This window comes from Staphylococcus ureilyticus (assembly GCF_002902235.1).
Lineage (GTDB): Bacteria > Bacillota > Bacilli > Staphylococcales > Staphylococcaceae > Staphylococcus > Staphylococcus ureilyticus.
In genome coordinates this window covers 1-23253 of record NZ_PPRL01000088.1, presented here as the reverse complement: position 1 = coordinate 23253, position 23253 = coordinate 1, and the positions used below count along the sequence as shown (strand labels likewise).

22 protein-coding genes are annotated in these 23253 nt (G+C 32.9%); 6 read left to right on the top strand and 16 right to left on the bottom strand.

The features are described from left to right. Nucleotides 1-221 precede the first annotated feature (221 nt). Nucleotides 222-1160 (top strand): ribonuclease HIII, encoded by a 939-nt coding sequence (gene rnhC, locus CD150_RS09505; RefSeq protein ID WP_073342431.1) that lies wholly within the window; start codon nt 222-224, stop codon nt 1158-1160. Nucleotides 1161-1250: 90 nt separating this feature from the next. Here rnhC and pheT read toward each other — a convergent pair whose 3' ends face one another. The 7 genes from pheT to CD150_RS09475 all read right to left on the bottom strand — a co-directional run bounded on the left by pheT (nt 1251) and on the right by CD150_RS09475 (nt 7656). After that, the gene (gene pheT / locus CD150_RS09500; protein ID WP_073342434.1) at nt 1251-3653 is read right to left on the bottom strand and encodes a phenylalanine--tRNA ligase subunit beta; all 2403 of its coding nucleotides are present in this window, start codon (nt 3651-3653) and stop codon (nt 1251-1253) included. Next, entirely contained in the window at nt 3653-4711 is a 1059-nt protein-coding gene (pheS, locus tag CD150_RS09495; RefSeq protein WP_103161527.1) for a phenylalanine--tRNA ligase subunit alpha, read from the bottom strand. The genes pheT and pheS overlap by 1 nt, the downstream gene beginning before the upstream one ends. Nucleotides 4712-5038: 327 nt before the next feature. Beyond that, nucleotides 5039-5779, bottom strand: a complete 741-nt coding sequence (locus CD150_RS09490) for a TrmH family RNA methyltransferase (protein WP_046207842.1) — start codon at nt 5777-5779, stop codon at nt 5039-5041. 17 nt (nt 5780-5796) lie between these two features. Further along, nucleotides 5797-6306 carry a M23 family metallopeptidase gene (locus CD150_RS13765; protein ID WP_240621224.1) on the bottom strand — a complete coding sequence of 170 codons (510 nt, stop codon included), beginning with the start codon at nt 6304-6306 and terminating at the stop codon, nt 5797-5799. 108 nt (nt 6307-6414) lie between these two features. Then, complete coding sequence (locus tag CD150_RS13760) at nt 6415-6741, bottom strand: hypothetical protein (protein WP_240621223.1); 327 nt, start codon at nt 6739-6741, stop codon at nt 6415-6417. Between the two features lie 123 nt (nt 6742-6864). Next, nucleotides 6865-7038, bottom strand: coding sequence for a 50S ribosomal protein L32 (rpmF, locus tag CD150_RS09480; RefSeq protein ID WP_019469283.1), 174 nt, complete (start codon nt 7036-7038; stop codon nt 6865-6867). A gap of 81 nt (nt 7039-7119) precedes the next feature. After that, nucleotides 7120-7656, bottom strand: a complete 537-nt coding sequence (locus CD150_RS09475) for a YceD family protein (RefSeq protein ID WP_046207843.1) — start codon at nt 7654-7656, stop codon at nt 7120-7122. Between the two features lie 126 nt (nt 7657-7782). On the opposite strand from CD150_RS09475, the gene CD150_RS09470 reads away from it, so the two are divergent. Continuing rightward, nucleotides 7783-8925, top strand: a complete 1143-nt coding sequence (locus CD150_RS09470) for a nucleotidyltransferase (protein WP_073342440.1) — start codon at nt 7783-7785, stop codon at nt 8923-8925. A gap of 269 nt (nt 8926-9194) precedes the next feature. Here the strand turns inward: CD150_RS09470 and CD150_RS09465 are convergent, their stop codons facing one another. From CD150_RS09465 to rsmD, 3 genes are all read right to left on the bottom strand, one after another. Next, complete coding sequence (locus tag CD150_RS09465) at nt 9195-9695, bottom strand: MepB family protein (protein ID WP_073342443.1); 501 nt, start codon at nt 9693-9695, stop codon at nt 9195-9197. Between the two features lie 299 nt (nt 9696-9994). After that, nucleotides 9995-10480 carry a pantetheine-phosphate adenylyltransferase gene (coaD, locus tag CD150_RS09460; RefSeq protein ID WP_019469279.1) on the bottom strand — a complete coding sequence of 162 codons (486 nt, stop codon included), beginning with the start codon at nt 10478-10480 and terminating at the stop codon, nt 9995-9997. Between the two features lies 1 nt (nt 10481). Continuing rightward, nucleotides 10482-11024: a 16S rRNA (guanine(966)-N(2))-methyltransferase RsmD gene (rsmD, locus tag CD150_RS09455; RefSeq protein WP_046207846.1), complete on the bottom strand. Its 543-nt coding sequence runs from the start codon at nt 11022-11024 to the stop codon at nt 10482-10484. Between the two features lie 65 nt (nt 11025-11089). On the opposite strand from rsmD, the gene CD150_RS09450 reads away from it, so the two are divergent. Next, nucleotides 11090-11479 (top strand): DUF7147 family protein, encoded by a 390-nt coding sequence (locus CD150_RS09450; RefSeq protein WP_046207847.1) that lies wholly within the window; start codon nt 11090-11092, stop codon nt 11477-11479. Nucleotides 11480-11563: 84 nt separating this feature from the next. Here CD150_RS09450 and CD150_RS09445 read toward each other — a convergent pair whose 3' ends face one another. Beyond that, a complete protein-coding gene (locus CD150_RS09445; RefSeq protein ID WP_073342446.1) occupies nt 11564-11815 on the bottom strand; it encodes a YlbG family protein in 252 nt (83 codons plus the stop codon). A gap of 131 nt (nt 11816-11946) precedes the next feature. Here CD150_RS09445 and CD150_RS09440 point away from each other — a divergent pair, with 131 nt between their 5' ends. After that, nucleotides 11947-12873 carry a lysophosphatidylglycerol phospholipase D gene (locus CD150_RS09440; RefSeq protein ID WP_073342449.1) on the top strand — a complete coding sequence of 309 codons (927 nt, stop codon included), beginning with the start codon at nt 11947-11949 and terminating at the stop codon, nt 12871-12873. A 67-nt stretch (nt 12874-12940) separates the two neighbouring features. Here the strand turns inward: CD150_RS09440 and CD150_RS09435 are convergent, their stop codons facing one another. Continuing rightward, nucleotides 12941-13375 carry a YlbF/YmcA family competence regulator gene (locus CD150_RS09435; protein WP_046207850.1) on the bottom strand — a complete coding sequence of 145 codons (435 nt, stop codon included), beginning with the start codon at nt 13373-13375 and terminating at the stop codon, nt 12941-12943. Between the two features lie 11 nt (nt 13376-13386). Further along, nucleotides 13387-14436, bottom strand: a complete 1050-nt coding sequence (locus CD150_RS09430) for a CAP-associated domain-containing protein (RefSeq protein WP_046207851.1) — start codon at nt 14434-14436, stop codon at nt 13387-13389. 180 nt (nt 14437-14616) lie between these two features. On the opposite strand from CD150_RS09430, the gene CD150_RS09425 reads away from it, so the two are divergent. After that, entirely contained in the window at nt 14617-16872 is a 2256-nt protein-coding gene (locus tag CD150_RS09425; protein ID WP_103161526.1) for an ATP-binding cassette domain-containing protein, read from the top strand. A gap of 165 nt (nt 16873-17037) precedes the next feature. Here the strand turns inward: CD150_RS09425 and CD150_RS09420 are convergent, their stop codons facing one another. Both CD150_RS09420 and cyoE read right to left on the bottom strand, forming a co-directional pair. Continuing rightward, on the bottom strand, nt 17038-17514 hold the full coding sequence (locus CD150_RS09420) for a DUF420 domain-containing protein (RefSeq protein ID WP_046207853.1): 477 nt from the start codon (nt 17512-17514) through the stop codon (nt 17038-17040). Between the two features lie 24 nt (nt 17515-17538). Continuing rightward, entirely contained in the window at nt 17539-18450 is a 912-nt protein-coding gene (cyoE, locus tag CD150_RS09415; RefSeq protein ID WP_073342455.1) for a heme o synthase, read from the bottom strand. 279 nt (nt 18451-18729) lie between these two features. Between cyoE and CD150_RS09410 the strand changes: the two genes are divergently transcribed. Next, nucleotides 18730-19638: a COX15/CtaA family protein gene (locus CD150_RS09410; RefSeq protein ID WP_046207855.1), complete on the top strand. Its 909-nt coding sequence runs from the start codon at nt 18730-18732 to the stop codon at nt 19636-19638. Nucleotides 19639-19700: 62 nt separating this feature from the next. On the opposite strand, the gene CD150_RS09405 is transcribed toward CD150_RS09410, so the two are convergent. Next, nucleotides 19701-23156, bottom strand: coding sequence for a pyruvate carboxylase (locus CD150_RS09405; protein ID WP_103161525.1), 3456 nt, complete (start codon nt 23154-23156; stop codon nt 19701-19703). Nucleotides 23157-23253: the final 97 nt, after the last annotated feature.

The window sequence follows — 23253 nt, the reverse complement described above, 5'->3', positions numbered from 1 at the left end:
ATATTTATTACGAACTATTATACACGACAAGATATTTTTTTGTAAGAGGTGTGAATTGTTCTATTTGAAATATTTAATGATTATACAACAATTATTTAAATCATTTTTATTTCATATCATATTGCCATTTATATCATAAATAACTAACTTATTTAAATTTATGATATGATATGCATTATCCAATTTTAAAATAAGTTATATGAACAAAGAGAGGTCACTAAATGGCTAATATAGTACAAAAATTAACAAACCAAGAAATACAACAATTAATGACTAAAATTGATTTTAATACGACTAATCTTTCACAAGGTATGAAAGCACGGACGAAATATCGTAACACCGCTATTACGATATACAATTCTAATAAAGTAATGTTTCAAGGTAAAGATGCCGAATCTGTAGCAAACGCTATGTTGCCTAATAAATCAATACCTTCAAAAAGCGACACCAAACACAATCAAAGCAAACAAACTAAACAGCACATCTCCTATAATCAATTTCAATGTATCGGCAGCGACGAAGCAGGTAGTGGTGATTATTTCGGGCCACTAACGGTTTGTGCAGCCTATGTATCCAAAAAGCACGCTCAAATTTTAAAAACACTTGGTGTAGATGATTCTAAAAGACTTACTGATACTAAAATTATAGAGATTGCCGAACAAATTATAACTTTCATCCCGCATTCTTTATTAACAATGCATAATGAAAAATACAATGAGAAACAAAAAGCCGGTTGGTCTCAAGTTAAAATGAAGGCAGTGTTACATAACGAAGCTATAAAAAATGTCGTTGCAAAAATTGACACGGATGAACTTGATTATATTGTGATTGACCAATTTGCTGAGCCTGGTGTATATAAAAGATATGCACTTAGCAATCTACCGTTTGAAAATAAGACAAAATTTGAAACAAAAGGTGAATCAAAGTCTATTGCAATTGCTGCTGCAAGTATTATTTCACGTTATGCCTTTGTGAAAAATATGGATCAACTATCAAAGCATGCAAAAGTTGAATTACCTAAAGGCGCTAGCAATAAAGTAGATTTAGCTGCTGCAAAAATAATTGATAAAAACGGTGTCCAATATTTAGACGCTATGACTAAAAAGCATTTTGCGAACAGAACAAAAGCTTTGAATTTAATAAATAAAAAACATCAATAAACGATAATCTATAACCCAAAACGTTCTTAATGTAAAAAACAAAGCCTTGAATCATCGCCACATTTGGCATAGATTCAAGGCTTTATAATATTATCTAATCGTCGCACCTTCTGCTTGTAACGCTTCTAAAATGCGATCGTGTACTTCATTTACTTTATCATCAGTGAGTGTTTGTTTTGTATCTAAATATGATAAACGAAGTGCAATTGATTTTTCATCTTCTGCCACATGTTCACCTTCATATACATCAAAGACTTCTGCATTTTGTAAAATGTCCCCACCGTTATTTTTAATCACATTGACGATTTTGGCTGATGGCATCGCGCGATTAATGACTAATGCAATATCTCTCGATACACCAGGGAATCTTGGAATTGGTTGATAATTAATATAACCAACGGAAACTGACATCAACTTATCATAATTGAGTTCAAATACATAAGTTCGTTTTAAATCATAGTCGCTTTCAGTTTGTGGATGTAATTCCCCTACAAATCCAACAATTTCATTATTCAGCTTAACCAATGCAGTTCTGCCTGGATGTAATCCACTTATTTCACCAGCTTCATATTCAAATTGAACATCTAAGATTTCAGCAATACGTTCAACAACACCTTTTGCTACAAAGAAATCAATCGCTTCTTTTTTACTTTGCCAAGTATTGACAGCATAATCTCCTGTTAGTATACCACTTAAGTATTCTACTTCGTCTGGCAATTGATCTTTTCCATTGCCAAAGAATACACGGCCCAATTCATAAAGCGCAACATGATGATTACTTCGAGCCACATTATAAGACACATCATCAATAAGATGTGGAATCAAACTCTGTCTCAAAGTAGCATGAGCTTCACTCATAGGCATCAGTAATGATATCGTTGAGCGATCCTGCAATGCAAAATCAGTTGCACGTGCTTTATCTACAAGTGAATAATTAATCGCTTGGCTTAATCCAGCACCTTCTAATGTCGCTTTTACAATTCTTGTTTTTGCTTGTCTATCATTTAGTGTGCCTGGTGTTACGTGTTCAAAAACTGGTAACGTTGATGGTATTTCATCATAACCATAGATTCGAGCAATTTCTTCGATTAGATCTTCTTTTATTGTAATATCTTTACGACGCGAAGGAACCATTACTGTCAGTGTATTACCTTCTTGTGTCGTTTCAAATCCTAATTGAACAAATATCGCTTCAATATCTTCTTTAGATAATTCAAAACCAATTGTTTTGTTCACTTTTTCAACTGTGATTTCAATAGGTGTCACAAATTGACCTAGATCGCCTTCAGCTACACGATCTTGTAGTACTGTTCCACTTGCATATTGTTGTAGCAAATAACATGCTCTGTCAACGGCTTCGTCTACAAACTCGGTTGCAATACCTTTTTCAAATCGACTTGAAGCTTCACTACGTAAGTTTAGTCGTCGAGAAGTATGTCTAATTGAAACTGGGTCGAAAATCGCACCTTCAATAATGACATTTGTAGTATTTTCAGTCACCTCTGAGAAATCTCCGCCCATCACACCTGCAATTGCAATTGGAGTATTACCATTAGTAATAACAATATCGCTATCTTTTAATATTCTCTCTTGATCATCTAGTGTTGTCATTTTTTCCTCTGCCTTAGCTTGACGCACTTCTATTTGATCAGAACCAATTTGATCTTTATCAAACATATGCAACGGTTGACCATATTCTAATAATACATAATTTGAAATATCAACAACATTATTGATTGGTCGAATACCTGCTTTAATCAATCTCATTTGCATCCATTCTGGTGAGGGATGAATTTTAACATTTTTCACTATTCTAGCGCTGTAATAAGGCACCTTGTCCTGATTTTGAACATTGATACTTAATTCATTTGTGGCTTGTTTATTCGTTAATTCACTTTGTGTTTCTGGCTTTTTCATTGGCACATTATAAAGTGCAGCTGTTTCATAAGCAGTACCTATCATACTTAACGCATCTGCTCTATTTGGTGTTAAATCAAATTCCATAACTTGATCATTTAAATATAAAGCAGTAAGTGCATCAGTACCAGGTTTGACTTCTGAAGTAAATACATATATGCCTGATTCAAATTGCTTTGGAACAAGGTTTGGCGAAATACCTATTTCTTGTAATGAACAAATCATACCTTCCGAACGTTCACCGCGTAATTTTGCTCTTTTGATTTTTATACCTCCAGGTAAACGTCCACCTACTGTAGCTACAATGACGCTCTGCCCTGCATCAACATTTGGTGCACCACAGACAATTTGTACTGGCGCTTCTTCACCAATATCAACTTGGCATAAACTTAATTTATCTGCATCTGGATGGGGTGCTTTAGATTGAACATAGCCAACCACTAAATTTTTAATGTCTTTTGTGTAATCAATAATATCATCTACTTCAATACCTGTGCGTGTTATTTTTTCTGCAAGAACATTTACAGGTTGATTAATTGCTACAAACGACTCTAACCATTCTTTTGAAATAAACATTATAATTCACCTCTATCTTCTACCGCTTTAAATTGATCTAAGAAACGCACATCATTTGTATAAAAATGTCGTATATCTTCGATACCATACTTGAGCATCGCAATTCTATCTGGTCCCATGCCAAAAGCAAAACCTGTATATTTCGATGCATCAAATCCAGCCATTTCTAAAACATTAGGGTGAACCATACCAGCACCTAAAATTTCTATCCACCCTGTCTGTTTACAGACATTACAACCTGCTCCGCCACATTTGAAACATGATACGTCAACCTCTACAGATGGTTCAGTGAATGGGAAGTAGCTTGGGCGCAGACGAATTTCTCTGTCTTCACCAAATAGTTGTTTAGCTAACAATTCTAATGTACCTTTTAAATCGCTCATTTGAATATTTTCATCTACAACTAATCCTTCAATTTGCGTAAATTGGTGACTATGCGTTGCGTCATCAGAATCACGTCTGTAAACTTTACCAGGACATAAAATTATCACTGGCCCTTGGCCATTACGTTGTTCCATTGTTCTTGCTTGAACCGGTGACGTATGCGTACGCATTAAGATATCTTCAGTAATATAAAAACTATCTTGCATATCTCTCGCCGGGTGTGATTTTGGCAAATTTAATGCTTCGAAATTGTAATAATCTTTTTCAACTTCATATCCATCTACAATTTCATAACCTAAACCTAAAAATAAATCTTCAATTTCCTCAATCGTTCTTGTTAACGGATGCTTAGCACCTATTGAAATTTTACGGCTAGGTAAAGTCACATCGATTTTTTCTTCTGTTAATTGTTGCTCTAATTTTGCATTTGCTAAAATCTCTCGACGTGATTCAATCTCACCTTCAATTGTTTGTCTCACTTCATTTACTTTTTGTCCGTATGCTGGTTTTTCTTCATTCGATAATTCTTTCATATGTTTCATCAAACCAGTCACAGAACCTTTTTTACCTAGATATTTGACTTTGACATCTTGTAGTTCTTTTTCATTTTGAGCTTCATTTATATCTACTAATGCTTGTTGTTTAATCTCAGACATTGCCTCTGTTTGTGCCATACTTTACCTCCTATTTAAAATCTATATTTTCAAATGATCAATAATTGCATACAAAAAAGCTTTCACCCCTTAAAACTGGGACGAAAGCTTTCCGTGGTACCACCCAAATTTATGCACACGCATACACTTGTAATCTTTGATAACGGAAATGATTTCCGACTTAAATTTCTTTAAGTAACCAAAAAGATGAAAAAAACTAATCACAGTGGATTATCTTTCAGTCTATGAATAATCTCCCTTGAACAACTGCTACTATTAGTTTACGTCTTTTTATAGGTTAATATTTTTCATTGATGTGTTTATTATATACGAAATTCATTCAAAGGGTCAACCTTTCAAATGATACAATAATATACTTCCAGCAATGGCAACATTTAAACTTTCGGCTTGACCATATATAGGAATGTTTAAATTCTGAGTCGTTTGTTTTAATAAATCAGGATTGACACCTTCTCCTTCATTTCCAAGGAGCAGTGCAAAACTTTCTTGATGCTTCACTTGATTATAAGGAATCGCATGCTCTAATGCTGTACCATAAACATTTCCATTAAAACCTTCGATAAATTCACTTAAATCTCTCGTTATAATAGGAATATGAAAAACGCTACCTTGACTTGCACGGAGTACTTTGTCTTGATAAGGATCTGCGGTTCCTTTTTCTAACACGATTAAATCGATGCCTGCTGCATCTGCAGTGCGTATTAATGTTCCCATATTTCCTGGGTCTTGGATACGATCTAGTAACAGTACTTGTTGATATGCTTTTTCCTCATAATGCACTTTTTCTATAATCGCAAAGAACCCCTGCGGCGTAACCGTACCAGAGAGTGATTCTGCAACTTTTAAATTGATTTCATATACTTCTTCAACATCATTTACGAGTTGTTCATCTAATCTATCGATATCAATAGCAAATAATTGAAGGATTTTGATATTACTCTTATGTGCTTCGTCAATTAAGTGTACGCCTTCGATAAGCACATGACCTGTTTTATCTCTTTCACGTTTCTTTTTCAATTTATTTGCGTTTTTAATCTTATTGTTTTGTGCAGAAGTTATCATTTCCATAATATAGCCTCTTTATTTCAAATTTTAAATATATGTCTTATATTTGAACTTAATTGTTTGCATCTTCTAGCTAAGTCAAATTGATTTTCTAATATTATACTATCTCCACTATAACTTACCATATCACCTTTTTCAGGCAAAACATTATCAAGCAACTTACACTTATATGTTTTAGCGAATTGTGGATTGCTTTGATTCATAATTTGAAAATGTACGTGCGGTTCCATTGTGTTGCCCGAATTTCCTACTCGTGCAATTAATTGTCCACGTCTTATCTGCTCTCCGACACTGACTTCAAAGGAATTTGGTTTAAGATGCGCTATCATACTAAACTCTTTGTCCGTGTGTTTAATAATGATGTAATTACCTTCTGGATGTTTCATATTATTTTCTCCTGGTAGTGCATCTGCTATACCGTCTACGATATCTATTACAACACCATTTGCTGGAGCAATCACACTTTGATTATAACTATAATAACTTTCACAGCAATTAGGATTGCCATGATAAGTCAGATGATTTTTCACTAGAATCAGGTCTAATGCATAACGTTGATTTTTGTATGAGTAATGATGATTTACAAGCTCATTTTCACCACCAGCGTATACAAACCACGTGTCTAGAACTGGTATCGTTTACCTTAATTTCGTTTCTTTATGCCTGTTTGACAAATTCATAGGAATAAGCACGAAACCAATAATTTCATGATACTTATTTAACGTCACACTAATACCAGATGTTTTCTTTACATCTAACCATATGTATTCTTCTTTATAATTGAGTTGTATATGTTTGTATAATTTATTTTTATGTCTAATTGTATTATATGATTTCAATAATCTTTCTAACTCGTGATAGGAAGAAATTTCTTGAAAATAATCACTAAACTGATTATACAACCATTCGCTGTCACTATTTTCTATTTTTTCTAATATTACTTGTGCATTTATTTCAATCATCATTTACACAACCCATCAATTGTATATAACATTACTATTAAAAATAAAAAATCGCTCATAAATTATTATATGAATAATTAATGAACGATTAATCTCGGCTAAACATTAGCCTTTAAATAAATGAAATTATTTAGATACAACTTCTTCACCTTTGTATGAACCACAGTTCTTACAAACACGGTGAGATAATTTGTATTCACCACAATTTGGGCATTCTGTCATACCAGGTACTGAAATTTTAAAATGCGTACGACGTTTATTTTTTCTTGTTTTTGACGTTCTTCTTTTTGGTACTGCCATGATATATCCTCCTTATATTCATACATTACTAAATTATTTTCAGACTCAATAATCTATTATACTATAAATTATTTAAATCCGCTATTGCTCTTCGTCATATAATTGTTGTAGTTTTTGAAGCCTAGGATCGATTTGCTCAGCTTCCTCTTCTTCAGCAAGCTCAACCGCTTGTTCCTCGTCAATAACTTCCCAACCATTACCTTCACGTAGCATCTGATCGCTATTATTTGCAAAAGCACGCATTGGCTTTTCTATAATAACAAGTTCTTCAGCAATATCTTTTAGATTAATCATGCCGTCTGTGGCATCATGATAATGCTCATCTTCTTCGTCATCACCTATATACGCGTTACCTTCCAAATCAAAAATTTCTTGTGATTTTATGTCAATAGGCACTTCGACTGGTACTAACGTACGCGCGCACGCCATCGTATAGGTTCCAGTTATATGCATATCTGCAATGACTTCATTTGATTTGACAGTTAGTTCACCCTCAACATCAATATCAGATAAATCTATTAAATCTAATGATTTTACTAAATGATCAAAATTCACCGTTTGATGGAACTCAAATGGTTTATCTTGGAATTTTCTTAATTGTGTTATTGACCATTTCATATGGCTTCACCTCTAACAAGCACAAAATTTATTTTAACTTTATAGACAAAAGTTGTCAAGATTTTTTCTTAACACAAATTAATCTGATACAATATCTATAATGAATTCTGAAAGGGAGAATTGCAAATGAAAAGCGTTGCACTAGTCACTGAATATAATCCTTTCCACAATGGTCACTTATACCATGCCCAGACATCAAAGTCAATAACTGCTTCTGAAATATCTATAGCCATTATGAGTGGTAATTTTGTTATGAGAGGTCAACCTGCCATATATAATAAATTTACACGTACTCGAATGGCATTGAGTGCAGTGGATTTAGTCATTGAATTACCAGCAGTAGCTGCATTATCAGCAGGCCAATATTTTGCAGAAACAGCTGTCCAAATAGCGAGTTACGTTGATGCAGATCATCTATCATTTGGTAGTGAATCAGGTGACATCGATTCATTTCATGAATTGCTACAAAATATCTCTAAAATAGAACAATCGCCTGAATTTATTAAGAAACTAAAAGAAGGCAAAAGTTATCCAAGAATATTAAGTGAACTTTTAAACAATCATACATTATTATCTTCACCCAATAATACATTAGGTATTTCTTATATGCGAGCGATTCAAAAGTTAGCACCTCATATCAAACCTTGGACGATACCAAGAGAAAGCAGTCACCACCATGATTCCAATATTTCAAATTTAGATTTCGCTAGTGGCACTTCCATTCGCAATGCAATACAAGCTCATAACGACCAATGGAAATCAGTTGTTCCCGACTCAATACAACAGCTCTATCAAGTACCACAAGCAACTGTAGAAGATACGTTTCCATATATTAAATATGCTGTTTTAAGTCATACGCCACAATCTCTGAAAAATATCTATACGATGTCCGAAGGATTAGAAAATCGCATATTAGATAAAATTAGATATGCTACATCATTTGAGCATTTCATGTCACTCATTAAAACAAAAAGGTATACTTATACACATATACAGCGTATTTTAATGAATATTTTACTAAACTTTCAACAAAACCATAAACATAACGCTGTAAATGCAGTGCACATTCTTGGTATGTCAGCAAAGGGTCAACAATATTTAAAATACTTAAAACAAAAATTTCCAGAACGTCATTTTATTACGCAAATAAATCAACAAAACGCGCATTTATTTGAACGAGAAATCCATTCAACAAATATTTATAATTTGCTCACACACCATACAGAAACAGATTTCAATACACATGTCATACGTACTGAAAATGACTGAATGCTAATCAAAACAATTAAAACAAGATCCTAGTATTGGAGCCTGTAAATAATTTTTCAGAATTTTATTTATAGGCTTTATATATAGCGTTATTTTTATTATTTAGCTTAATTTTCAATAGTAGTATCCCATAGGTATTTTCAGTAATAATGGTAATTAATTACCTACAATTTGACTTTTATCAAAATAAATCCGTTTGCCTCATTTAGTTTTCGTATTTATAGCGTACGAACATGACTGATGTCTATATTAAACAGCTCGAATCAACACTATGTATATAATTCAATTAGTTTCTGTTCATCGACATCATATGATAAATCTACAAAATAGTCGAGCTGCCACTTTTGAGTAAGTTTTGCAGTTTTGTTTAAGTCTTTTTCCCAACTTGGATAAACACGAAAAGCCATCTTTCCTTTTTGCTTTTCAGAACTTAAAATATTTTTGCGCATAAGAATTTCTTTTTGAAAAATGAATTGTCCTTTTTTCACTCCATCTAATATATTAATAACTAATTTATCTTCCATCTCATCATAATTAAAAGGTACGTTGTTTCCTTGATCATTTTTACGCCATATCGCAACAAAATAGCCGCGTTTCTTTGGTGTTTTTCTAGCTAATCTACTTTTAAAAGTGACATGATTAAACATAAAATTGATAGCTTCATATGCTTGATTCCAGTTTTCAATATTTAAGGCTTCAAACGAAAAAGCTAATTTCGTTTCTTTTAATTTATTAAATAGTGAGTTCGAATTATTATTAATGGTTATCATCCTTTTGATAGAAATTTTTCATCACAGGTGTACATCGTTTACTTGCTCTCTGCTGCTCGAAAGCATAAGAACCACTAACCCAACAAGTTGGGAAGTGGATTTTGGATTACCTGAGCTTCTGCTCATGCATAAGAACCACTAACCCAACAAGTTGGGAAGTATATTTTGGATTACCTGAGCTTCTGCTCATGCATAAGAACCACTAACCCAACAAGTTGGGAAGTGTATAAGTTTACTTTCTCTCTGCTGCTCGAAAGCATAAGAACCACTAACCCAACAAGTTGGGAAGTGGTTCTTTATCATTTCTTAAACTTTTCATTCAATGCTTTTTCAACATGTTCTGGTACAAAATCGGATACATTAGCCTTATATGCAGCCACTTCTTTCACTACACTGGAACTAATAAAGGAATAATTTGTACTTGTCATCATGTACATCGTTTCTACATTACTATTTAACTTTTTGTTCATTGAAGTCAATCTCAATTCATATTCAAAATCGCTTACAGCTCTCAAACCTCTAATAATTGTTTGCGCACCAATTTCATCACAAAAATCTACAAGTAATCCATTAAAATGATGTACTGTAACATTATCAAGGTGTTTTACAGATGCTTCTATTAACTCAATGCGCTCATCGACTGAAAAAGTGCCCGACTTGTTGTTATTTTTCAAAACACAAATGTGCAATTCATCAAAGCGATCGGCACTCCTATCAATGATGTCAATATGACCATATGTAATTGGATCAAAACTTCCTGGAATCACTGCTTTAGTTGTAGACATTTTAATCTCCTTTTTCTAATAACAAAGTGTCTGTTAATCCATAGTGATATCTTTTAATCACATGAAATGATTTTGTATCAATCTCTTCTTTATGATTGAACTCACAAACGATAATACCATTTTCTTTTAATAAATTAAACTTTATAATTCCGTCTAACGCTTCATCAATTAATCCCTTATCATAAGGTGGGTCTAAAAATATAACATCAAATTGTATTTCTCTTTTTGAAAGTGCTTTAAGTGCTCTATCTGCATTATTTTTATAAACTTCCGCTTGTTCATCAATGTTTAAATGTTGAAGGTTCGCTTTGATAATTTTTATTGCTTTGAAATTTTGATCTACAAAAATCACTTTTTCCATTCCTCGAGACAATGCTTCAATACCCAAGGCACCACTTCCGGCAAATAAATCTAACCCAATGCCTGATACTTCGTGTAGACTGTTAAAAATTCCTTCTTTAACTTTGTCCATCGTAGGCCGAGTGTTACGACCTTCCATACTTTCTAGTGGTTTACTTTTATGGATTCCAGAAATCACTCTCATTGAGAAACACTTCCATTCTTTAAGTTATTTTTATATAATACATACTGCATGAAAGGAGGGGCAAAATGAAACAAGCCTTTATACAATTGGGCGAGGGCCTTACAGACTTATTTGAATTTACAACGCTCATTGAATACAATCACGCACGAATCGAGCATATCGTTTACTTCCACACCCCTACTTTTGATAAACAATTATCTTCAGTGGCTATTATTATGAAACCTACCCAAGGTCAACATTTTCAGGCGATGTACATTATGGTAAATGCAGTTAAATATCCGTATCCGCATTCGAATAAAAAATTCAATTTAATTAATGAACAAGCAGCACGTTTCAACATTGATGTGAAAGAAATTGATGTGCAACCACCCGAGCATTTTCATTCCAACAGTATTTATTTCAATTATTTAATCAGTGTATTGAGACTTCAACGATGGATACCACCATTACAATAGTCTTAAATAAAACAAAGTCACGTAGTTATATTTAAAGCTAATGTGACTTTGTTTGTTAATAAAAAATATTTAAATTTAATACAATCACGAAAATTCATGTTGTTCTTTTGGATACTCTTTTTTAAGATATTTATAAGGAGAACCTGCTATATGTTTTACATATTTTAAGTTCATCAGTTTGTTTACAATAACGTCAGCCTCTTCTTCATTTATATACATAATAACATAACGTTGTAACTTATTCGTACTGACTATATGTCCAAATTTTCTAATTTGGCGTTCGTGTTTCATATGTTTTAAATATATAACTAAACTTGTTCTAGATACAATATTCATACTATCATCACTCCATTTATTAGCCACTTTATAATATCATGCCTAATTCTATTAATAAATAACAATTATTTTGAACAATAGCTAACATTTGCTATATTACTGTATATACTCAAATCAAGGAGGATTTGCGCATGACAACAATAAACAAATTAATAAAAGGTGCATTTTTAGGTACGGTTGGTTTAGTAGGTAGTGTTATTTTCTTTTCTAAATATAAAGCTAAACCTACGAACCAAGAAGTTCCAGCTTTTTTCTCTAAGCCTGCACCGTACATTTTCGCACATCGTGGTGGTATGGCAGTAAAACCTGAGCTAACAAAACTCGCATTTGACAATGCTTTATCACATCACGTAGACGGATTCGAAATTGACGTGAGATTGACTAAAGATCAACAATTAGTGGTTTTTCATGATGCAGACGTTGATCGTACAACAAATGGCTCTGGAAAAGTAGCAACACATACTTTAACTGAATTAAAACAGCTAGACGCAGGTTATCATTTCAAGGATTTAAACGGCTCAACACCTTATCGCAATCATCCTGACGCTAAAATACTAACTTTTGATGAATTATTAACATTATATCCTAACACACTGATAAATGTTGATCTTAAAGATGATTCACAAAGTGATCAAGGTAAATTAGCACCTAAAATAATTTACGATATCATTGTTAAAAACCACGCGCAAAATCGAGTTTTAGTTACTAGTTTTCAAAGCGATCAAATTAATTTGTTCAAAAAAGAAAGCAACCATACAATAGCGATTGGCGCAAGCCAAAATGAAGTGGCAGAAGGCTTCTTAAAATTCAAATCAGGTTTAGGTAACACGTTTAAACCACAAGCACATACATTTCAAATGCCAGTGAATTTTAATGGTATTAAATTGACTTCTCCTAGATTTATTCAGTGGTTAAATGAACGTAACATCGTTCCAGGCTTTTATGGCATTAACAATTTAGATTTAATGAATGATCTAGTTAAAACCGGGGTGCATACGTTAGTCACTGATAGACCTGATTTAGCAGAACGTTTTAAAAACACCTATCGAAATAAATAGTTATACAAAAGCTGGGTCACTACAAGTGCCCAGCTTTTATATGAATTAACACTACAGCGTTGATTTGCTATAAAGAACAGCTACAAGAACCACCTGTAGCACAACCACTTGCATCTTTTTGGAAAAATGGATTGCCAGTTTCTATCTTTACATTTTCAGATACAGCATAAGCTATTTTCACGATAACCTCATCTATTAAGTTTTGTAATGCAACCTCTTTTTGTTTGTAATCCATAACTACAGGTAGCATTTCATAAGCACGTTTACGTTTACGTGTTTCTAACATCACTTTTTGGTAATCTGGATGATATTTACCAAATCTCATGATTTCATCATATTGTTCTTTTGATTTTAAAAAGGCTTGATAGAGTAAATGTGCTTCATCGTTTTCTTGTAAATTTTGTTCTGCTTTTTTAAATGAATGATATAATCGTGAATCAAGTATTTTATCACTTAAATGCTCAATATCATCAAGAATATTCACCGTTTCTTCTGTTATCATAATAACCTCTCCTACTTATCTTCAATGAAAATAATTGTATAATATCCGTTTGACACTTCGCCGCCAACTTCATTGTATTTAGAATTTAACATCCTTGATCTATGAATATCAGAGTTTAACCAACTGTGGATTAAAGTTGGTACTTCGTTAAAATCATAACCCACATTTTGACTAGTGGAAACAAAAGAAATATTTTGTTCATTCAGCTTTTGTTTTAATGCATCTTCTGTGAATTCTACACTGTCAGTATCAATAGCTTCGTATAAATTGTATGATGCGATATGAGCTACGTCATTATTGATTTTTAAAGGTTTTGCATCTTTTAATTTACGCATTTCATTAGTTATTTCATACAGTGTCATCAATTGATTTGCATTCTGTTCATATGGTATTTTTTTATAATTATTTTTCACCTTTTTATCTTCTTGTGCAGTTATCATTTGATAAGGTTTAAATGCCATTAATGCTTCACTATCTAAATATCTTACACCTACGATTTCGTTAGCTTGTTGATCAATATATATTTGTGCATAAACATCATTAAATTTAATTAATGTCTGTGTTTTCATATCTGAATCAGAAAGTTCTATTTCATACGTTTTGCCATTAGCTTTAATCGTCGGTTCTGGATTGATACTGTACTTTTCGAAAACATGAGATGCATTGTCACCAATTTCTACCGGATTAGCGTTAGCATTTTTACCAGTGGCATACACAGATTTAATCTTATTTTTTTTAGTTGTTACAAGATAATATTGATCTTTTTGTTTAAAGACGTAGTTTTTAAAACCACCTTTATATGCATACACTCTATCAGCTTGTCCATAATTTTCAGTTAAATTATGTAAATCTTGTCCAATCCAAGTACCCACACCTTTTTTAAGCTTTGGATTTTCAACATTTGTTTTTGTGTTTCGAAAATCTTTATTTTGTGTTGTTTTTGACGTATCTTTATTAGGATTTTCTAAAACATCGAATTTCAAACGCGGTGAGTAAAATAAATAAATTATAAAACAAATCAATACTAATACACCAATAACTTTAATTATCAGTTTCTTCATCGCTCATCCACCTACATTATTCTTTGGTTCATTGTACATGTTTATAACAGATACAAGCAAGGCATGTCCTCAAATTTATTGATTTGTAATCATCCCTTTACATTTTCATCATAGATTATCTTAACACGACTTAATAGACAATAAAATTTTGGGTATAAAATAAATAAAGGGGTGACAAAAATGTCAATCATTCGTATTCACGGTGCGAAACAAAATAATTTGAAAGATATTTCCGTAGATATACCAAAACATAAAATTTCTGTATTCACTGGTCGTTCTGGTTCAGGTAAATCATCATTAGTCTTCAATACAATTGCTGCCGAATCTGAACGTTTACTTAACGAAACATATTCTACATATATACAAAACCAATTAAAACAATATAGTAAACCAAACGTAGACTTAATAGAACACTTACCCGTAGCTATGATTATCAATCAAAAAAGATTAGGGGGAAATTCACGTTCAACTGTAGGTACAATTTCTGATATATATGCTTCAGTCCGTTTATTATGGTCACGTATCGGTACACCATTTGTAGGATATTCTGATATCTTTTCTTTTAATAACCCAAAAGGTATGTGCGAAACATGCTCTGGCCTTGGATACATAGAAGATATTAACTTAGAAGAGTTATTAGATTTTGAAAAATCTTTAAATGAAGATGCAATCCGTTTCCCGTCTTTCAGACCAGATAGTTGGCGTGGTAAACGTTATTTATATTCAGGTTTATTTGATAATGACAAGAAATTAAAGCATTATACTAAAGAAGAATTGGATACTTTGTTATACACGAAACCTACCAAATTGAAAAATCCTCCTGAAAACTGGCCAAAAACTGCAAAATTCGAAGGGCTGATCCATCGATTCAGACGTTCATTTTTATTAAATGATAATTTCGAAAAAAATAAATTCAAAAATGATATTGAAAGAGTTGTGACGTCACAAAAATGTCCGACATGTGATGGCAAGAGATTAAATCAAAATGTATTAAAATCTAAAATTAACGGCTTAGATATTGCTGATTTCACACACTTATCTATTGATGATGCGATGCATTTCATAAAAAAACTAGAATCTAGTAAAGCACAATTTATAATTAACCCTTTGCTAAAGCAATTAGAATCTCTTAGTTATATCGGTCTTAACTATCTTACTTTGGATCGTGAAACGAAGACCCTGTCAGGTGGAGAGTCTCAACGTATTAAACTTATCAGACATCTAAATAGTCCTTTAAGTGACCTAGTTTATATCATTGATGAACCGAGTGTCGGGCTACATCCTGAGGATATTCAAAAAATAAATGAAATTATTCAATCGCTTAAAAACAAAGGTAACACAGTTCTAGTTGTAGAGCATGACCCTGACGTTATCAAAATCGCTGATCACATCATAGATTTAGGACCTTATGCCGGAAAAAATGGCGGTGAAATTATTTTCACTGGTAGTTATTCTAGTCTGTTATCATCAAATTCTAGTACTGGACAAGCACTAAAGAAAAAACACAAATTAAAATCAAAAGTAAGACCAACTCATGCGTTTATTAACTTAAACCATATGACGCAAAACAATTTAAAGGATATTTCAGCGCGTATTCCTAAACATGCAATGACTGTGGTAACCGGTGTAGCTGGCTCTGGCAAGAGCACACTTATACACGGGGGCTTAAAAAATAATACTGATGCTATTATTATTTATCAAAAACCGGTGCACGCTTCAAGTCGTTCTCATTTATTAACGTATCTTGATATATTTGATGACGTCCGTACCTATTTCAGTAATCATACAGGCTTAAAGAAATCATTATTCAGTTACAACTCTGAAGGCGCTTGTCCTGAGTGTCATGGTAAAGGCGTGTTAAAAACTGAGCTTGCGTTTATGCCAGACTTCACTCAAATTTGTAATGTATGTGGTGGTAAAAGATATAAACCTGAAGTATTAAGTGCAACGATTACAGGCTATTCAATAGCAGATATATTAAACTTAACGGTGGATGAAGCGTTAGATTTCTTCCATACAAATAGGTCTATTGCAGAACCTTTACAATCATTGAAGGCAACTGGCTTAAATTATATGAGTTTAGGTCAAACACTTGATACACTTTCTGGTGGTGAAATACAACGTGTTAAACTCAGCAAGTATTTAACACACACTGTAAGCGGCCATATCTTTGTATTTGATGAGCCTACCACTGGTTTACATGAAGATGATATACCAATTATTTTAGCTAGTTTTGACAATTTAATTGAGCAAGGGAACACTGTGATAATCATTGAACATAATTTAACAATGATGACGCATGCGGATTGGATTATAGATATTGGTCCATATGCTGGAAATAAAGGTGGCAAATTACTATATCAAGGGAAACCGGATGGTCTATTAACAAACACTGCTTCTGTTACAGCAAAACACTTAAATAGATATTTATCTTAGGTTAAGATGCTTCTATACTTAATTCATATTTTCACATTTTTATTAATATAAAATAAATCCAAATGTATCTGTAACCTTTAAATAAAAAATAACCTGCGACACAAAAGTGTCTCAGGTTATTTTTAGATATAATTAATATTTTAGCTAGATTAGTTTCTCGCTTCCTTAGCTAAGTATATTTATAAAACCGAAAGTTGCTTTCAATAATGATGTCGTTTCTCCGCCTGGATATAATACATAGAGTAGTACATAAACCATCACGCCTGTGATAGCAGTACAAAACCAAACAATTGATGCAATTGGTCCTACAAATCTGTGAAGTTTAAATTTGTCTTTGAACGCAGTGATAATTTGGAAAAGTCCCAATAACCCACCAATGGTAGCTAAATTGATATGAAAAATTAAGAATATTGTATAATAAATCTTAATTGATTCTGGACCGCCAAAAGCAGTGTTACCAATAAATATCGTTCTCGAAGCATAAATAATAAAAAACGTTAGCGCAAATACAGCAGCAAGTAACATAAATTTTTTATGACTTTCGATTTCTCTTTTCCATATTTTACGCCATCCGATTGCAATAAGGATTGCGCTTATCACTATACATGTTGTGCTAATTGTAGGTAAGATTGGTAAATTCATAAATTCCATCCTTATTAATATTTATTAGAACATTTTAATTAATGAAACAACAACAACGAGTACGAAGAAAACTACTAAATAGTTTAAAGAATAAACAAACATTTTTGTTGCCCATTTTGTTTGATCTGAATCTTTTTTAAAACTAGTTAAACCTAAATATAACCAGCCTAAATTTAATAACGTAGCTAATACCATAAACGTTGTACCAAGATCACTCAATAATAATGGCAATGGTAATAACAATATTAGCCATATAAACATACTCACTCTCGTGCGTTTGAAACCTTTAACAGAAGGTAACATCGGAATATTTGCCAAGCTATATTCATCTTTACGTTTTATTGCCAATGCATAAAAATGTACTGGTTGCCAACAAAATATTACTAAGAATAGCGCTACAGCAATTATACTAATATTGCTCTCGATAGCTGTCCAACCTATTAACGGTGGTACAGCACCAGGAAAACTCCCAATTACTGTATTCCAAACTGTATGACGTTTAGACCAAATTGAATAAAATGACACATAGCCAACGATACCTAACAATCCAATTACACCGGATGGTATATTTAAAGCAAATAATAATGCTTCCCCTACGAGCATCATTCCAAAACTAAGTAATAATAAATTTCTATTTGAAATTTTTCCATTAACTGAAGGTCTTTGCTGTTTACTTGGCATGATACTGTCAATATCTTGATCATAGTAATTATTTAAAGCGCATGCGCCCCCCATAATTAATGTCGAACCTACCAACATCATTAAAATCTGTGGTATTGACGAGAGGAAGGAATGATTTGCCAACACAATTGCAAGCCATGAACCGGCAAACGCTGGAATTAAATTGCCCTGTACTAGTCCCATCTTAATAATTTGTTGTAACTCTTTAAACGTTACACGACTAGAATTATGCGACAAAGTTTGTTCTTTGTTCATAATTTCCCTCCTAAATTTTCCATATAATACAATGATATATCAATTTAAGGTCATTGACTACATTTATACAAAGTTATTTGTGACACTTTATCGACATTCACAAATAGTCATTTTTGTGACACAATTAGAAGTGTATTTCTTGTTATAATAATAATTAAGTTTTATTTAAAAATAAAGAAGTAAATGTAAAGAGTCTTTGGTTTACAGTATAATGGTTGTTATCATTTGAGCTGAACCATTACTCATATTCTGTTTTATTTATTTGTGGGGGGTTAATTCTTGTTTAACAAAAAAAACCTGAAATGGTTATCTGTATTGGCAGCGATAATAATGGCATTTGTACAGCTAGGAGGTGCCCTAGTTACTAAAACTGGTTCAGCTGATGGTTGTGGCTCTGACTGGCCGTTATGTCATGGTGCTTTTTTACCTCAAAATTTGCCTATACAAACAATAATTGAATTAAGTCATCGTGCAGTATCAGGTCTATCTTTAATTCTTGTTTTATGGCTAGTGATAGTTGCTTGGAAACATATTGGTTATATCAAAGAAGTTAAACCGTTATGCATGATTAGTATTGGTTTCTTATTATTACAAGCACTTGTTGGTGCAGCAGCAGTCATGTGGCAACAAAACGATTATGTTTTAGCGTTACATTTTGGTATTTCATTAATTTCATTTTCTTCAGTATTTGTTTTAGCGTTAATTATCTTTGAAGTAGACCGCAAATACGAAGCTGATGAATTATTTATTCGTAAACCACTTAGAATCTACACATGGATTATGGCAGTCATTGTATATTTAACGATTTATACTGGAGCTTTAGTTAGACACAAAGAAGCAAGTTTAGCTTATGGTCAATGGCCGCTTCCATTTAATGATTTAATACCTCATAACGTACAAGATTGGGTGAACTTCACTCACAGAGGTATGGCTTTAATCGCTTTTATTTGGATTTTAATTACGTTTATACACGCAATTAATAATTACAAAGAAAATCGAACAATTCGTTTTGGTTATACCGCTGCATTTATTTTAATAATTTTACAAGTGATTACAGGTGCTTTATCTATTATTACTGAAGTGAATTTATTAATTGCTTTATTGCACGCACTATTCATAACAATATTGTTTGGTTTAATTGCTTACTTTATTGTATTGATGCTAAGAACGATAAGAAGTGGCGGATAATCTACTTTAATTAACTTACAAAAATGCTGGGATACGTTAACCGTATCCCAGCATTTTTTAGTTTAATCTTCTTGCTCTTTTTCAATTTCTATTAATAAATCTCCTGTTTCAATCGCATCACCATTTTGTACTGTCACTTTTCTTACGACACCATCAAATGGTGCTTGAATAGTTGTTTCCATCTTCATAGCTTCAGTAATCAATAATGCTTGCCCACTCGTCACAGATTCACCTTCTGTAATTTTAACTTCTGTAACTGATCCTGGCATTTGTGCACCAATATGATTTGGATTCAGTTTATCCGCTTTGGGTTTAACGCTGGCATTGGCTTTCACATTTTCATCTTGTATAAAGATACGTCTAGCCTGACCATTCATATCATAAAATATCGTACGTACGCCTTTTTCATCAGGTTCTGTAATCGTTTTAAGTGTAATAATTAATCGTTTACCTGTATCAATCTCAATTTCTACAGTTTCATTTGCTCTCATGCCAAAGAAAAATGTTGGCGTATCTAGAAGTGATACATTGCCATATTGTTCTTGTGTCGAAATAAATTGTTCATAGACTTTAGGATATAACACATAACTGATTACATCTTGCTCAGTGACTTCTTTTTGTTGTTTTTCCTCTAATTCTTGTCTCACTGTTTCAAAATCGACTGGCTCTAAGTATTCTCCTGGTCGTTCAGTTAATGGTGTTTGACCTTTCAATATTACTTTTTGAAGGTCTTTATTGAATCCATTTACCGGCTGACCAATTTCTCCTTTAAAGAATGATACGACAGATTCAGGGAAATCTAATTTATATCCATCTTTTATTATCGTTTGTTCATCTAAATCATTTTGCACCATGTATAAAGCCATATCACCAACAACTTTTGATGAAGGTGTTACTTTAACAATATCACCGAATAAGAAATTAACACGTTTATACATATCTTTCACTTCATTAAATCTATTGCCTAAGCCTAAACTTTTCGCTTGTTGACGTAAATTCGAATATTGTCCACCTGGCATTTCATGTTGATAAATTTCTGTGTTAGGTGACTTAATATCACTTTCGAAATCGCTATAGTATTGACGTACAGTACCCCAATAATGTGATAATTCTTCCATACCATCAATATCTGCACGCATGCTTCTACCGAAACCATTCAGTGCATAATACAACGAATTGCCACTAGGTTGACTGGTTAAACCACTCATAGATGCAACTGCTGTGTCAATAACATCTACACCTGCATCTATAGCTTCTTTATAAGTTAATAGCCCATTTCCGCTTGTATCATGTGTGTGTAAATGAATTGGTAAATTGACCGCTGCTTTTAATTCACCGATTAATTCATACGCAGCTTTTGGTTTTAATAAACCGGCCATATCTTTAATTGCTAAAATGTGGAATCCTTCTGATTCAAGTGTTTTCGCCATATTTATATAGTAATCTAATGTGTAAATATCAGAACGATTACTATTTAAGAAATCACCTGTATAGCAAATAGCGCCCTCTGAAATCTTACCTGCTTCTTGAACGGCTTCATTTGCCACTTTCATTTGATCTATCCAATTTAATGAATCAAATATGCGGAAGACATCTATACCTGCATCAGCACTTTCTTTCACAAATTTTTTAATGACATTATCTGGATAGTTTTTATAGCCAACAGCATTAGATGCACGTAAAAGCATTTGGAATAAAACGTTTGGAATAGCTTTTCTTAATCTTTCAAGTCTTTCCCACGGATTTTCTTTTAAGAAGTTGTAAGCAACATCAAATGTTGCGCCGCCCCACATTTCTAATGAAAAACTATCTTTCATTACTTCTGCTGTTTTAGAAGCAATATTCATCATATCTTTAGTTCGTACGCGTGTGGCCAACAATGACTGATGTGCGTCTCTGAACGTTGTATCTGTAATTAATACATCTTCTTGTTGTTTTAACCATTCCGCAACTGCTTGTGGCCCTTTATGATCTAATAACTGCTTTGTACCTTCAAATTTTTCGACAACCTTTTTTGGAACCTGAGGAATTGGCGACGTTTCATAAATCGGTTTCGGCCTTTTTTCTACGTTAGGAAAACCATTGATAGATACATTACCTATATATTCTAATGTCTTTGTTCCTCTATCTAATGTAGGTTCAATATCAAATAACTCAGGTGTACTTTCGATAAACTTAGTCGTATAGTCTCCGGTCTTGAATTGAGTATTTCTCATTACATTAATTAAAAATGGCACATTAGTTTTCACGCCACGAATGCGCATTTCTTGTAATGAACGGTCCATTTTTTCATTTGCTTGTTTAAACGTCATACCATGTGTAGATAATTTTACAAGTAATGAATCATAATATGGTGAAATCTCGGCACCTTGGAAACCATCACCAGCGTCAAGTCTGACACCAAAACCACCACTTGAGCGATAAGCAATAATTCTACCAGTATCTGGCATAAAGTCATTTGTTGGATCTTCCGTTGTAATACGACATTGAATCGCATAGCCTAATGTTTGAATATCTTTTTGTTGTGGCATGCCTATTTCATAATCAAATAGTTTTTCACCATCTGCTACAAGAATTTGAGTTTTAACAATATCTACACCTGTTACCATCTCAGAAATTGTATGCTCAACTTGTACACGAGGGTTAACTTCTATGAAATAGAAATCGTCTCCAGATACTAAAAATTCAACTGTACCAGCATTTACATATTCAATATTTTCCATTAATTGAATCGCAGCATCACATATACGCTCTCTTAATTCATCAGTAAGTGCAACAGATGGCGCAACTTCAACAACTTTCTGATGACGTCTTTGGACAGAACAATCACGTTCATATAAATGAACGATGTTACCATGTTCATCACCAATGACTTGTACTTCAATGTGTTTTGGATTATCTATATATTTTTCAATATAAACCTCACTATTACCAAAAGATTTCTCTGCTTCAGATTTTGCTCTGTGAAACGCTTCTTCCAATTCATCTTCTGAACGCACAATACGCATACCCTTACCGCCGCCACCGCTTGTAGCTTTAATCATCAATGGGTAGCCGGCTTCATTTGCAAAAGCAATTGCATCGGATTGATTATCAATTGGTCCATCTGTACCTGGAATAACTCTTAAATCAGCATTTATAGCTGTCGTTCTTGCCTTAACTTTATCCCCAAACATGTCTAGATGTTCGACACGTGGGCCGATAAACTTTATCCCCTCTTCTTGACAGCGTTTAGCAAAAGTTTCATTTTCACTTAAAAATCCATAACCAGGATGAATTGCGTCCACTCCTGCTCGTTTCGCAACATCTAAAATGCGCTCTATATCCAAATATGATTCTGCTGGTCCTAAATCTTTCCCAACTAAATATGACTCATCAGCTTTATATCTATGTAAAGACCCTTTATCTTCGTTTGAATAAATCGCAACTGTTTTAATATTCAATTCTGTTGCAGCCCTAAAAATCCTTATTGCTATCTCTCCACGATTGGCTACCATAAGTTTATTAATTTGTTTCAAATCATGGTCCCCCTTAAATTTTGAATTTTCTAAAAAGTTGAATATAAAATTGATTATAGCAAAATACGAACTATGTATACAGTAAAATAGTTTTCAC